Origin of the sequence: Chondrinema litorale (assembly GCF_026250525.1) — a bacterium.
GTDB classification, from domain to species: Bacteria; Bacteroidota; Bacteroidia; order Cytophagales; family Flammeovirgaceae; genus Chondrinema; species Chondrinema litorale.
This window is the reverse complement of record NZ_CP111043.1, coordinates 2507212-2522500: the sequence shown is the minus strand read 5'-3', so window position 1 is coordinate 2522500 and position 15289 is coordinate 2507212. Positions and strand designations below refer to the sequence as shown.

Below are 15289 nucleotides of genomic sequence, written 5' to 3'. Positions count from 1 at the left end.
CCACTACTATTAATACATATTATACCTGCTCCTGTTTGTTCATTTATAGTTTGTAGATACTGATATTGCAACTCTTTTTCGATACTGATTTTTTTAAATTCTTGAATCACTGAATCAAAGGCTTGGTTGAGTTCTTTTTTTAAACTTCCTCCTTTATACGATTTGTAATTATGCGTAAAATCTCTTTGCCTTATAGATTCCAAAAAATCTTTTAGTTCTCTATGACTTTTATTTAAGTAGTAAAAAAGATTCCATACATTTATTACTATTAATATAGAAATGAATAGTGGCGTAAAATACCAGCTCTTCTCTATTAGAATATAGGTTAATAGAGAAATAAGAAATCCGAAAGCTACTAATCTTGAGAGTACATTAAGGTTAAAGTTGTAAACTATCTTTTCCATTAAATTACAATACTAAAATCTGTTGCGAGAAAAGTGACTCAAAATAATAGTGCTATTATATATAATAGTGTAAATGATAGGTAGTACTTCGGCTAATAAAAATACAATCTGAGTACATACTATATAATACAAGGATATATCAGTTGCAAAAAACAGGTATATTGGCAATTGAATTCGAATGAAAATGATATGGATAAAACATCAGGCAAAGAAAACAGACGATCATTCATAAAAAATACTTCTGCTATTACAGGAGCAATTCTTACTGGTGGACTTGCAAACAGTTGCATGAAATCTGAAAACAATAACAATTCAGATGCCCCAGCAGATTTTAATATCATTACCAATAAAAAGTTTAATTGGAGATGTGTTACTACTTGGCCTCCAAATTTCCCTGTGCTTGGTGAGGCTGTTGTAAAAATGGCTGAAGAATTAAAAATTATTACTAATGGCCAGCTAAATATAAAAGTATATGGTGGTGGTGAGTTAGTTCCATCACTCGAAGTTTTTGATGCTGTAACTCAGGGTGCGGCACAAATGGGACATGGGGCTTCTTATTACTGGGCTGGAAAAATGCCTTCGTCTGTATTTTTTTGCACTATACCATTCGGAATGAATGCACAGCAGATTAATTCTTGGATGCTGCATGGAGATGGCTGGAAACTTTGGAAAGAATTATATGCACAGGTGAATCTATTACCTTTCCCATGTGGAAACACTGGTGTTCAAATGGGTGGGTGGTTTAATAAGGAGATCAATACTATTCAAGATTTACAAGGATTAAAAATGAGAATTCCTGGTCTTGGTGGTAAAGTAATTTCAAGAGCCGGAACTGCAGCAGTTACAATTGCCGCAGGAGAACTTTATACAAATCTAGAAAGAGGTGTAATTGATGCCACTGAATGGATTGGTCCATACCACGATTATCTAATGGGTTTCCACAAAGTAGCTAAGTATTATTACTACCCTGGCTGGCACGAACCAGGCTCTTGCATGGAACTCTTTATAAACAAATCTGCTTTTGAAGAATTACCAAAGAATATTCAGTTAATAGTAGAAAACACCGCTTTAAAGTATAATCTTTGGGTTCTTTCTGAGTTTGAAGCAAAGAATAACTTTTATCTTCAGAAGATTCTTAATGAAAGTGATGCGCAACTTAAAAAATTTCCTGATGAAGTTTTATTCACTTTAAAAGATTATGCGGGAGAAGTAATTGACGAAATAACCAGCAAAGACGCATTTGCAAAGAAAGTTTTTGAGAATTTTTCTAAATTCAAAAAAGAAATAGTTAGCTGGAATGATACATCAGAACAAGCAATTATTCCTTACCTGTAGTATATTTAGTGTCAAATTGTCAGGAAATGGCGACATATAACTTTTTGCGTATTTTTTTGATAGAGTTTTATTTCATAAATGGTAAATTGCCAAAACTGACTTTAGGAGATTTTCTATTTTAAATTTATAAATAAATTACAATGGAATTTAATAGCGATGAATTAGTTCAAAATTTAGGAAACCTTGCCAAATTCGACAATCAGTTCCTTGATGAAAGAAAAATTTTTTTGTGGGGACCAGTGATGGATGAATCAGCAGAAAGAATTGTAAACAGACTTTTATATCTCGAATCTAAAGATCCGGGTAAAGAAATAAAATTTTATATCAACAGTCCAGGTGGTGTGGTTACCTCAGGTATGGTAATTCATGATACCATGAAACTAATCTCATCTCCAGTTTCTACTATTTGTATGGGACTAGCAGCTTCTATGGGTTCAATTTTACTTTCAGCAGGAGAAAAAGGAAAAAGATTTATTTTTCCAAGTGGTAGAGTAATGATTCACCAACCAAGTATTGGTGGTATGCAGGGAAGAGCTTCTGACTTAGAGATCCAAGCAAAAGAGATCAAGAAGGTGAAGGATATGGGTGCGAGAATCTTAGCAGAAAACTGTGGAAAAACTTTTGACCAAGTAATGAAAGATTTCGACAGAGACTTCTGGATGAATGCTGATGAATCTATTGATTACGGAATTGTAGACGGATTAATAGAAAAAATCTAAAACAAAAAGAAGCCACATATTAATATGTGGCTTCTTTACTTAAAATATCCATAAGAACTTTTTATTTCTTCTATTCTTCTTTCTCTTCTTAGAACCAGCCCCTGTAAAGTTCTTTATCTCCTTGCTCTTTTTTCTTGAATGCCCGTAAGAATTTTTCCTTCCTGTATTACTATACTTTCCTTTTCTCACATTTAAGCGGTTAATACTTCCTCCAATACTACCTAATCCACCAGTTCCTCCTCTAGTATTATTCAAAATACTTTGCACTTGGTCAAAAGTATACCTGAGTGTAATTTCATCTGAAGCACCTAACTGACCAGAAAATTCTCCAACAATTATTTCTCTTGCATAACCAAATGTAAAATTCTCCATAAAGGTGATCGCAGCAGCAACGTTTACAGAAGAATTAGTTCTATAAGTTGCCCCCAACATAAACTGCTGGTTGTACTCATAGAAAGCTCCAATATCAAGTAAATTTTCTTGGTTTAACAATCTTCTGTAGTTTGCTCTTAACTCTAACAAATCTCTACCAGATTGTAATGGAACAAACCCAGCTGCATAACCAGTAAAATACTCTTGAAAAGCCAAATCGTTTTGGTTTTTCTTTTCTTCTGGTTTTAATAATGTTAGTAGCCTATTTGCCGAAACTCCTACTTGAAAATAATTTGATCTAAAATTTGCACCAAAAGCAAAATCCAGTTTGCTCACACCATTAAACTGATTAAGTGCAGGGTCTAGGTCAACCGCATCATTCACATTTATATTTTCTAAATCTAAAGAGGTATTTCCATATTCTACATTTAAACCGAAAGAAGCTACTTTATCATTATCAATCAAAAAATGATAAGCGAAAGCAGCAGACAAATCAACAGTTTTTAGCAGGTTAACTTTTTCGTAGAATACATTGAATGCTGTACCAATACTTCCATCAACCAAAGGAGTTTGCATACTTAAATAGCCTAAAGAATAAGGATCTCCTACTCCAGACCATTTTTTTTGATAGGCAAAATCGTATGAACTACCATACAAGCCAGCCACTGAAGGGTTATAAGCTAAACCATCTGTATACTTTTGTACCAATACAGGAAGCTCCTGTGCGTAAAGACTATTCGCCAATAATGTTAGTAGTAAAATTTTTAATAGTTTCATATAGTTAAATGTATAGCTCCCTATAAAATATGTAGTCGATCCAACTATTGATTATTGGTTACTATCTCTCACGATAGATACCATTCTTTTAAATGTTCCAATAAAGTCTCCTGTAGTAGTTTCATTGATTGTTACAATACACACATAACTTCCAAAATCAGCTACATCTTCATTAATTACAGGCTCCCAATCATTGTTATAGCCTATTGCTCTGTGAATTTCATTACCCCATCTGTCAAGGAAAATCACTTCATTATCTGGGTAGTATTCTATATTTTCGATGTAAAGATGATCGTTAAAGCCGTCTGCATTTGGAGTTATTACATTCATAATAGTGATCGGAGGCCCCTCGATAATTTCACCATTTGTTATTGTTATTTGAATGTATTTTAGGTTGTTAAGCTCATTAGTTTCTGCTACTTTTTGCTGAGCATCTACATAATAGATAATAAAATAAGTACCTTCTTCTAAGTCTTCTGGTAGGGTTACAGAAATGTTTAATGGAATATCTGAATCTGGCTCAGTTGCCTCGATATTTTCTGTACCTAATAATATATCTCCACCTGGCAATGTATCTGTTGAAAGTAAAAACACAAATTCGGTTGCATTAGAAGTATTGCTTCCTTTTACAGCTACATTTACAGTTAGATTTAAACTTCCTCCAGCTTCCACTATATTTTCATCCACTGTTGGGTTTTCTACAATTAAATCTATATCGTCAACTTCCTGAATAGTGATATTTACATCGGCCGGATTAGCAGCATAATTGTATCCATCTGAAGCATTATAAGAAAAACTCGTAGTACCAGTCCAATCTGTATCAGGAACAAAAATTAGATTATTAATTTCACTCGCATCTATTTCATCATCAACAGCAACATTTGTTGATCCTAATTTTAGTTGTCCATCGGATGGCAAACTTAAAATCTGAATGGTTACTAAAGGATCATTATCTACATCACTATAAGCAGCAGTAAAATCAGCTAGTGCAAATTGTAAATCCAGATTACTAGAACCTGTCTTATCTATATCCACTATTGTAGGTAAACTATTTGTTGTTACATAAGCAATGTTACTATATGGTGATTTCTCTCCATCAACTACAGCTAAAATTCTGTAATAATAAGTTTGCCCAGGCTCTAAGCCATTACCATCAGTATAAGTTTTTTGATTCCAACTATCATTTAATACTGAGAAATTAGTCGAATCTCCAACCGACTTTTCAATTATATAATTATCAGGTGTGTATTCATTTGAATATGTCCAATTCAATATAATTCTTTCTACAGGATTATTTTCATCCAGCTCAGCAGTTAATACAGGAGCTGGCAAATCCGTATCATTTACATAAACTGCAACTGTTCTGGAATATAAGGTCAGGTCAGCCGCATTTGTGTTGGTAACTATACAAGTATAATTTCCAGCATCATCAACTGTAACTGCATCTATTGTATACTGATTCTCATTAGTCTCTGCGACAAGTTCGCCATCTTTATACCATTTGTAAGTGCTCGTAGTTACACTTTCATCAATGCCTAAGTCAAAAGTAAAGGCATCACCTTTTTGTAAATTATAAGTAGCCTGCTCACCTACACTGTCTTGTGGAGCATAACTGTAAATACTTAAACCTAATGATGTAAATGGCAATACATCTTCGAAGGTAAGCTTGTTGTTTGCAATTCCTAACTCTGTTAATAAATCAGGATTTATAATTTCAGGCACATCTTCAAATGCATGATTCTGAATATAAAATTTCTCTAATACTGTAAGATTGTTTATTGATGGGAAATCGTCATCGCCAAACTTGGTCGTATTATTATCGAAGCCAAATACTTTCAGTTTAGTTAGCTGATTTAATTGATTTGGCATTGGTGGAGTAAAATTATTACTAAACAAATACAAGTTTGTGAGATTACTCATACCAAAGAAACCTCCCGGAATTTGCCCAGTTAGGTCATTCTCATTCAACCAAAGAATTTCCAGTGTTGTAAGATTACCAAACGCTGCTGGCACAGAACCTGAAATGCTATTTTTACCGAAATCTATCTCAACAATATTAGAAAAGTTGCCAATCTCAGTAGGGATTGTTCCACTTAAATTATTGTTATTTAATATCAGCTTTATTACACATCCATTATCATTTGTGGTTACTCCGTACCATTGGTCTAAAGATGCTTCAGAATTCCAACCGGTGCTATTTGGCCATGCATTTCCTCCTAAAGAATTATATATTGCCTGCAAAATAGCTTTATCATTTGCTACACAATCATCAACTGTTGGCCTAACTGTAATCTCAAATGTTTTACTATAGCTATCACCAGCTTTATCTGTAGATGTTAAACAAATTTCAAATATCAGTTGGTCTGGGCTATAACTATAAGAATTACTAAACTGAAGTTGATTACCAGAAATAGTAAAAAGATTGTTATTAGAATTATCTAAAGAGCAATTAGCTGTCAGTGTATAAGTATGCTCATCGTCTGGGTTATCTTCATCCACTGTAGATAATTCACCAATCGTATAACCCGATGATGCATCTTCACTTGATACTACACTATTACTTAGTAAAATATCTGTTGGAAGATTGTTATTGATGGTTATTATAATAGTAAAAGTCTTACTATATCTTTCCCCTGCTTTATCGGTACTAGTTACACATACCTCAAAAGATGTTTTTTCTGCATCATACACATAACTGTTAGCAAACTGCAACTGATTACCAGATATGGCAAACACACTATTGTCTGAAGAATTTAAAGAGCAATTATCTGTCAGTGTATAAGTATGTTCATCATCAGGATTATCTGCATCCACTGTAGATAATTCACCAATCGTATAACCCGATGATGCATCTTCACTTGATACTACATTTTCGCTTAGTAAAATATTCGTTGGTGGGTTATTAGTTATATTTATCCGAATTGTAAATGCTTTACTATAGGTAGCTTCTTGTGAGTCTGTGGTAGTTACACATATCTGAAAAGATGTTTTTTCTGGATCATATTCATATGCATTACTAAACTGTAGCTGATTACCTGATATAGTAAAGAGATTATTATCTGAATTATTTAAAGAACAATTATCTGTAAGTGAGTAAGTATGTTGATCGTTAGGATTATCTGCATCCACTGTAGATAGTTCACCAATCGTATAACCAGAAGTCGCGTTTTCACTATCAACCTCATTATTACTTAATTCTATATCCGTTGGAGCATTATTTAGAATGTTAAATGAAATCTCAAATAACTTACTATAAGTATTTCCTGTATTATCAGTAGTAGTAATACAAACATTTTGAGAAAGAAAATTCAATGTTAAAGGTGTAGCCTTCAAATACAGCTTATTCCCTTCAATTGAAAAATAAATATTATTGTTATTCCCTTCACAATTGTCTGTTAGCTCATAAGTATGTGAGTCATCTGGATTATCTGCATCTACTGTGGATAATTCTCCAACTTCACCAGGAAATAAACTTGTTATTACATTATCACTTAAAAGAATATCTGTAGGTGGGTTATCACGTCTTTCATTTACAACAATCTCAAAATTATTACTAGGAATTACTAGTGGCTCTTGCTTAAATCTACTAACTGCTTTTTCAAAAGTTGGATTGGTTACCTCTACCCTATATTTACCTGCATCAGCTAAAGTTAGTGGGTCAAGCGTCCAATCTTTTGAGTTAGATTCAAATACAGGAGTATTTTCTCCCTCCTTATACCAAGAGTATAAATTGGATGCTTCAGAATCTCCAAAACCTGATTTAACAGTTAGTGATTCCCCTTCTGTTCCTGTATATGGTGTTGAAGTTGTGAAGTTTCCTTGTTGAGAATATTGAAGTGTTTCGAGGTTTTGTAGATTATTATAACTTAATATAGGTATTAAGTCATCAAAAGTAAATTCATTTTCCTCAAACCATAAGTGCTTTAATGATGAAATATTACCTAGCTCAACAGGGAGCTGCGCATCAAAATTATTATGCTCAATTCTTAAGTGATTTAATTTATTTAAATTTTTAATATTTGATGAAATCCCACCTGTTAGTTGATTTTTATTCACATGTAGTCTAGAAACAAGTCTTAAATTATAAAATGCATCCGGTAAATTACCTGATAGGTTATTATCACCTAAACTTAAAAATTCAAGGTTTGTCAAGTTTCCAATTTCAGATGGAATACTTCCACTAATTCCATTAGTATACAATAGAAGTTCCTCTAAAGAAGAAATATTAAAAACTACTTTATGATCATCCAGTGTGCCACCTAACTTATTATTACTAAGCTTTAATATTTTAAGATTTATTAGCTTAGACAAAGAACTTGGTAATGGACTACTAATATTATTCACTTCCAACACTAAAGACTCAAGCTCAGTTAGACTTCCAATTTCAGAAGGTATTTGCCCAGAAAGGTTATTTTCTGATAATTCAATTTTTATAACGCAACCATTATCATCAGTTGTAACCCCATACCATTCACTTAATGCTTTTGTATCATCATTCCAATTATCATTACTGCTCCAACTACCTCCATTTAATGCATTATAAAAAGCTTTTAAAGCAATTCTACCACGAGTAACACATTCATTTTCTTGCCTTGCATTAATATCTAAAGTTATATCTTCACTTTGTATTCTAAGTTCACTATCATTATTCCCATTTCTAATAAATCCAACTGTATACTTATCAAAATCATCATTAGAAACTATACAATAATAAGTACCGCTATGCTCACTAATTGTAACATTTTTAATGGTGAGACTATTTATACTTGTAGTTGTTAATAATTTACCATCTTTATACCAAGCATAAGTATTACTATTTACATTAGCATCTATACCTAAATTAATAGTAACATCTTCGCCTTCATTTGCAGTAACAGATGTATTCGGAACATTAAATTTTCTTTGAGGATAAAAGAAAAAACTTGAAAGGTTTGAATTACTTGCAAATGGTAATAAATCTTCGAATGTAAAATAATTACCAGAAAAGCCTAAACTAAGCAAGTTATTTGAAGCAGTTATCGGTACATTTTCAAATGCGTGATCTCTTATAAAAAAAGTAGCAAGATCTGTAAGCTTACTCAAAGAAGGAAAATATCCATCACTAAAAGGATAGGTATTATTATCAAATCCAAATACTTGCAGATTCGTAAGTTTTTCAAACCCATTAAATGAAGAAGGACTAAAGCTATTTCCTTGAATATATAAGTTTGTGAGATCCGTTAAATTTAAAATTTGAGAAGGGAAGTTGCCAGTTAAATTATTATCGTTCAGCCATAATATTCTAAGAAAACTAAATTTACCGATACTCTCAGGAATACTTCCTTTACTTTCAGCCTTAGATAGCATTAGCTCATATATACAACTACCATAATTGCTATTACTTTCATGCTCACGCCAAGTTTTAACTCCTGTCCAAGATGCATAGTTATCAATATTAGATGCACTCCAACTATTGTCTACTTTCCAACCTGCAACTAATAAATCTAATAAAACTTGTTTATCATTTTCAGGGTCACAACTCTGCCCATGAACATCATTCAAGCTGAAAACCTGAGTAAAAAATATTAGTAAGCCCAAAAACTGGAATAGCGAGTAGTTTTTCTTCCTATTCATAATCAAAAAAAATTATAACTAATGCTTTAGATCTATTAACTAAACCTGATAAAGTAAGTCGTGATAGGTATGGATTATACGGTTTAGAGTTGGTTGTTAGAGCCCCATGTACAAAACCGTTTGGTGTTTTGAGCAGAATACATCGCCCGTTTTCATAGTGGTATGATATATTCATAGCTTACGAAGATGAAAATTAGCAGTTTTTTTTTATTATTCACATTATTAATTGTTAACAAATGATACAGGTACAACAAGGAGATATCACAAAAGTTATAGTTGATGCTGTAGTTAATGCAGCAAATAGCTCTCTACTAGGCGGAGGAGGCGTTGATGGCGCAATACATCGAGCTGGTGGTAGTCAGATTTTAGAAGAGTGTGTAAAAATCAGAAATCGACAAGGTGGATGTAATACTGGCGAAGCTGTAATTACAACTGGTGGAAAACTGCCTGCTAAATATGTTATACACACTGTTGGGCCTGTTTGGCAAGGTGGAAATAAAAATGAAGCTCAACTTCTTGAAAGTTGTTACACCAAAAGTCTCGATATCTGTAAAGAACATCAAATAAAAACCGTGGCATTCCCCAACATCTCAACTGGAATATATGGTTACCCCAAACAGCCTGCTGCAGAAATAGCAGTTAAAACGGTAAGCAAATATTTACAAGCTAACTCTGAAATTGAAGAAATAATCTTTGTTTGTTTTGATGAAGAAAACTTTGCTTTGTATAAAGCTCTAATTCCTTAAAACTTGCCAGCAAGTACTAGCTTTATTGGCTTTGGAGTGTATTTATTTCCATCTAAATCAAAAGCTTCAATTTTAATTAAGTAATATCCAATTGGAGCTTTTTCTCCATTTTCTTTTGTACCATCCCATTGAAAAAAGCCATTGGTGGCAATGCTTTCATTCTTTACCAAATGTCGAATCATTCTTCCATTCGCATCATAAATCCAAATGTTAGATATTGTTCCTTGCCTTTGGCAATCGTAATATAATCTGGCAAAATCGTCTACACCATCTAAATCCGGAGAAAACACTATTGGTTCAATATAAAAACATTCATTCTGGGAGATTTCTCTGTTTCCAACCCACTGCGAATTAACTTTTCCGGGAGTAGCAAAACCTACAGACTGCGCACCTGAATGCCAATTATCAGAGTTATTAACATCAATATTATAATCAACCCTTTCCAAAGAAACTCCTTCGTAATCGTTTAATAGTTCATTATGCATACTTTCACTATAATGGAAAGTTTGCAATGTATCGTTCTCCTCATTTAGTAAATAAACCACTCCTTCATCATCATTAAATGAGGGCACTTCCATCTCTTTCAATAATGAATCAGCTACTGATGCGTACATTGTTTTTAGACTAGCTATATCTTCTGTAAGCACAAGGAAACTATAAGGTTTAATGAATACTTGATCTGTAATAGTTTTCACCTCTCCTTTTCCATTTGCTAACTGCCAATTTGCCAGATCAATAAATTTTTCTGAGTTATTATAAAGCTCGACAAAATCAACTCCGTTAACAGGTGGATTAAATAAAATCTCACTGAGTAAAACATCAGATATATCTGCTTTTTCTGGAATTATTAATTCTTTACTTGAAAAATTAGCAGCAGTATTTCCTGAACAATCTTGCATATTTTTCACAGAAACCTGATAAAACTGTCCAACTGATAATTGCTGTGTTAAGCTTAGAGTTACTTCTTTAAAATCAAAACTACTTGTTACAGTTACGCTTTCTATTTCTACAAATGGCGAGATTTGGTAAATCGCATTAATTAACGAGACACTATCCATTTTTTCATTAAAGTGAATGCTAATATGTAGAGAGTCTAATAAATAGACCTGCTCAATTTCTGGAGGAATATGGTCAGTAATTGTATTTTGAATAGAATTTTGATAACCCGGAGTTCCTCCTCCAACATTTACAGATGCAGTCCAATTTTCTTCATCACCACATGGAAAAGCTATATCAATCATTTCCAAGGAGTACCCACCATCACGTTTATTGGTTTCTTTATACCAATCGTCATTATAGTTAACAGTATAAACTATTTCGTCTTTATCATTTCTAATAGAAAGCCTTTCTCCCGAATTATTAAGCGATGGAAAGTTATTAACCACCAATGCTTCTGACTTAAAACTAGAAGCAGCAACAGATGAACAAAGTAACTTAAATTCGTTCGGTTGAATATAGCCTGAAAGAACTGTTGAAGTAGTTGCATCTGACAAAACACAACCGCTCAAATCAATTAAAAAATCAGTTGTATTGTAGATTTCCAAATATTCGTATTCAGGCAAACCAACTGCAGGTTCTGGATCAGCCATTATCTCTGTAATAATCAACTCGTTATAGTTTGGCTTTCTTCCATTACCAAAAACTATCGATTTACTTTCCATAATGTTTCCTGCACAATCAGCCATTCCAGAAACTTCTAGCTGATATAAAACACCTGCTTCAAATTGTTTAGAATATGAAATAATCAAAGAATCTTCGCTCAACCAATTGAAAGATTTCACCAAGCTATCACTCCTATTCAATAACAACTTTCCTGAAATTGAGGAAAGGATAGTATCCATTTCTTCATTAAAGCCTATTAAAACCTCGTTTGATGATATCTGATTCGTTAAACTAATAATTGGTAACAAGCTATCTGGAATAGTATTTTTCACAGAATTAGCTTTTCCTGGACTCCCACCAGTTGCAGAAATAGAAGCTCGCCAATTATCTGTTTCCTTACAATCATAAAAAGGTAAAATCCTTTCTAAACTCCAACCTCCATTTTTCTTATTTGAATCAGAATACCAACTATCATCAAAATGTACTTCGTCAATCACCTCATTATTGCTATTTACCAAGCTTAGCATTTCTCCTGAGTTTGTTATTGAAGGGAAAGATTTCAAAGCTTGTACATTCCCATATACCTCAAATTTCTTAGCAAAATTTTCAAGACAAAGAATCAGAATTTCATTAGGATGAAGAATTCGCTCACCAAGTAAAAACTCTCCTGTTCCATCTTTTAATTTGACGTGCAACAAGTTTTGAGTTTTGTCAGACACATTCACAATTTCAACAAACTCGGCTTCTGGCAAGCTTACAAATGGTGTTGGATCAGCAAGAATCTCATTAATTATAATCCCCCCTTTCTTTGGAACAGCAGGAAAAGTAAGATTGATACTTTCGCTAAGCAAACGATTTTGAATCAGATCACTAATATTTCTTACAGTCAGTTTATAAGTTGTTTCTGCTTCGAAAAAGCCATTAAAAATTAGATGGGCAATACTATCGTCAATTACTTCTATTTCAATTGGATAAATCTTAACACCATCTAAGGCTAATTCATAATGGTTCAATGCCAAAGCATTTGATGCTAAGAGCTTCTCTGAAAAATAAACTTTAACTTCATTTTTCGATTGAAACTTTGCATTCAAAATTTCTGGTGGAGATTCGTCTTTCTCTAAAGAGAGTTTCACTGCAGGCGCAATGTTAAAATTTTGCTGATACAAAAATTCAACTTGAAGATGATATGCACTATTTGCTAAAAAAACTTGATCAAAAAGTAGCGTAACTGTATTCGGTTTTTCTTCATCTACAAATACTTTTGCAGGATGTAAAATATCATCCAAACTAAACATTTCTAGCTTTAAAGAATCGGCCAATAAAGACTCACGATACACAAGTTCTATTTGATAATTATCTTTAATATTAGCAGAAACTATCGGATAGAAATATGAAAATGTGTCGATTAAATTTTTACTGCTTGTCTCTACTTGAGATTTTATATCTAATACTTTTAATTGATACACCTCTTCATTTTTAAAGGCAGAATTAAAGAAAAGGAAAGCTTTATTTTCTAATACCTCAACAGTTTCAGGGTAAATACTATCATTAATTACAAAGTTTTGAGGTGACAATCTTCGAAAAGAATCCAACTGCATCGAAAACTCTATTTCAATTTTTTTTGAAGACAAGGTATTTATTTGAGTAATTTCAGGGCTTAGTGTATTTAGCAGAATAGTGTCAGCGAAATTCATTTTATTACCTTGATAATCTTCAATGGCTGTAACTATTAATGCGGTTGATACACTTTTGGGCAGTGAATCAAAGTATAAGTTAACAAACTTCCTATCTGCTATTAACTGCTCGATTTGATAAGGATGAGTATCTCCAACCTCAAACTTTAGAGAATCTTCTGATGTATTGATTAATGGTATTTCATTAAATCTGAGTTGGATTTTATTACCAAGAAATAATCTGTAATCAGTAATAAAAGGAGGCCGAGCATCAAAATAAAAGCTTCTGGTTCGGGTGTTCATTTGGTTACCAGATTTATCAGCCACATCAGAAATCCTCATATCATATTCAGTTTCCGAATCGAAGGGAGTTTTAAACAGCAAATAAACTATACTTCCGTCAGTAGAATCAATAGAAATATCAACTGGAAAAACATCTGCTTTAGAAGACCTCAACAAGTAATTATTTACAATTTTAGCAGAGACAGAGTCAATATCTTCTGTGAAAATCACTTTGAGTATAGTATCTGAAACAGGAAAAACACTTCCACTCGTAGCCACATTTGGTTTCTCTGTATCATACACAAAACTTGTTTGCCACGATTCGATCATTTCATTTTGAGATACATCTTTAACCAATTCAACTTTCAAGATTAACTCTGTATTTTCTGTAAAAGCATTTGCATAAAACAGCCTTACATTTTTGCCATTTTCTAGAATTGCCATTTCTGGATGTATATTATTTGAAAAAGTGTAATTTGAAACCTCAGTAGCTGAAATAGAATCTAATTCTTCTGAAAAAAACACTGTTAAAGTATTGCTATTGATTAGACTTATTTCATTTGGTATTGGTGGGATTCTATCTTGAAAAGTGAAGGTTTTAAACAGTGTATCTTCAATGGTATTCCCCAAATTATCACTCAGCTCTGTTACAGCTAACTCGTATATAGAACCTATTTGAAATAATTCTGCAAACTTTAAAACATAGCTATTTGCCGTATCTGGTATTATTTCCAGAGGGTTTTGTTTCGCAGGAAACAGCTTGAAACTTTCATTCAATATTGATTCTACTTTGATCTCTTCATCAAACTGAATGATAATTAAACTGTCTTGCAAACCTTTTACATTCACAATTTGTGGCGCATAGACATCAGGTGCATTATATGTAAAACTGATTGATAAACTATCTGTGGCTGGCACTACATTTCCTTCTGTATCTGACAAACTCGCGATGTACAAATTGTTACTAAAACCTTCATCAAATGGAGTTTCGAACGCTAAAATTACTTGATCGTCTTCAACTTGTACACTTACTGGAGTTATAGAATTATTTAACTTATAATTACTAAGCTCATTGGTGATTTCTGCATCAACAGGGACTGAAAATGTTAGTTGAATGTGTTTGTTGTCAACTACTGTCAGTGAATCAATATATGGATATTTTAAGATAGAAAAGTCGTCAAAAAAGAACTTGTCTTCTCTGGCTGCTGAGGAAAAATATACTTTAGCACCAAAGTAACCATCAACCAAGTAAAGTGAATTTTGAATTTTTTCTTGCAAGTTGCCATTTACCCAAACTTCCCAGTTACCACCTTTTTTTCTCTTTACTTTTACATAAGCGAAGTCATAAGTTGGAGTACTTAAAGCTACTTCTTCATCACTCAATAAAATCTCTTCTCCTCTTACAGTATAATAAAATTGGCAACTCATGCTATCTTGATTAGCCACTGGTTTAAGCTCTAAAAAATAGCCATTTGGCTCAGAGTTTAAATCTTGATTTTGGCTAATCAGATAAATCCTACTTTTGTTTTTCTGAGAAAGAGAAGAAGACAAACTCCCAAAATCCAACTTCACTTTGAATTGCCACTCAAAAATATATACCTGTTCTGTAATTGGTATAACTGTACTTATCCAAGCTTCTCTGGTTCCAGAGCCATTATCAAATTCTGCTTGTAACTCCTGATTATTTATTAGATAACTTCCTGTAACACCAGCGCTTTTACCTATAACCCATATTAATTCTCCTGCCTCCAAAGATGACCTGTTAA

At 32.9% G+C, this 15289-nt stretch carries 7 protein-coding genes (1 of these 7 cut by a window edge); 3 read left to right on the top strand and 4 right to left on the bottom strand.

Annotated features, from left to right (window positions below; translation table 11 throughout):
• Positions 1-404, bottom strand: partial view of a sensor histidine kinase gene (locus OQ292_RS10480; RefSeq protein ID WP_284682081.1) — the 5' portion only. It extends 970 nt beyond the left edge of the window; 404 of the gene's 1374 nt are visible here — the first part of the coding sequence; it begins with the start codon at positions 402-404; its stop codon lies off the left edge, out of view.
• A 189-nt stretch (positions 405-593) separates the two neighbouring features.
• Here OQ292_RS10480 and OQ292_RS10475 point away from each other — a divergent pair, with 189 nt between their 5' ends.
• Both OQ292_RS10475 and OQ292_RS10470 read left to right on the top strand, forming a co-directional pair.
• The gene (locus OQ292_RS10475; protein WP_284682080.1) at positions 594-1739 is read left to right on the top strand and encodes a TRAP transporter substrate-binding protein; all 1146 of its coding nucleotides are present in this window, start codon (positions 594-596) and stop codon (positions 1737-1739) included.
• Positions 1740-1879: 140 nt separating this feature from the next.
• A complete protein-coding gene (locus tag OQ292_RS10470) occupies positions 1880-2458 on the top strand; it encodes a ClpP family protease (protein ID WP_284682079.1) in 579 nt (192 codons plus the stop codon).
• A gap of 39 nt (positions 2459-2497) precedes the next feature.
• Here OQ292_RS10470 and OQ292_RS10465 read toward each other — a convergent pair whose 3' ends face one another.
• Both OQ292_RS10465 and OQ292_RS10460 read right to left on the bottom strand, forming a co-directional pair.
• On the bottom strand, positions 2498-3607 hold the full coding sequence (locus tag OQ292_RS10465) for a PorP/SprF family type IX secretion system membrane protein (protein ID WP_284682078.1): 1110 nt from the start codon (positions 3605-3607) through the stop codon (positions 2498-2500).
• 51 nt (positions 3608-3658) lie between these two features.
• Positions 3659-9220: a leucine-rich repeat domain-containing protein gene (locus OQ292_RS10460; protein WP_284682077.1), complete on the bottom strand. Its 5562-nt coding sequence runs from the start codon at positions 9218-9220 to the stop codon at positions 3659-3661.
• Positions 9221-9456: 236 nt separating this feature from the next.
• Between OQ292_RS10460 and OQ292_RS10455 the strand changes: the two genes are divergently transcribed.
• Positions 9457-9966, top strand: a complete 510-nt coding sequence (locus tag OQ292_RS10455) for an O-acetyl-ADP-ribose deacetylase (protein WP_284682076.1) — start codon at positions 9457-9459, stop codon at positions 9964-9966.
• Here OQ292_RS10455 and OQ292_RS10450 read toward each other — a convergent pair.
• Entirely contained in the window at positions 9963-15275 is a 5313-nt protein-coding gene (locus OQ292_RS10450; protein ID WP_284682075.1) for a lamin tail domain-containing protein, read from the bottom strand. The two genes, OQ292_RS10455 and OQ292_RS10450, sit on opposite strands and share 4 nt — an antisense overlap.
• Between the last annotated feature and the right edge of the window lie 14 nt (positions 15276-15289).

Bases quoted from the DNA above. Each gene is read 5' to 3' on its own strand.
- OQ292_RS10475 (WP_284682080.1), top strand. From the start codon at position 594: ATGGATAAAACATCAGGCAAAGAAAACAGACGATCATTCATAAAAAAT.
- OQ292_RS10455 (WP_284682076.1), top strand. From the start codon at position 9,457: ATGATACAGGTACAACAAGGAGATATCACAAAAGTTATAGTTGATGCT.
- OQ292_RS10465 (WP_284682078.1), bottom strand. From the start codon at position 3,607: ATGAAACTATTAAAAATTTTACTACTAACATTATTGGCGAATAGTCTT.
- OQ292_RS10460 (WP_284682077.1), bottom strand. From the start codon at position 9,220: ATGAATAGGAAGAAAAACTACTCGCTATTCCAGTTTTTGGGCTTACTA.
- OQ292_RS10470 (WP_284682079.1), top strand. From the start codon at position 1,880: ATGGAATTTAATAGCGATGAATTAGTTCAAAATTTAGGAAACCTTGCC.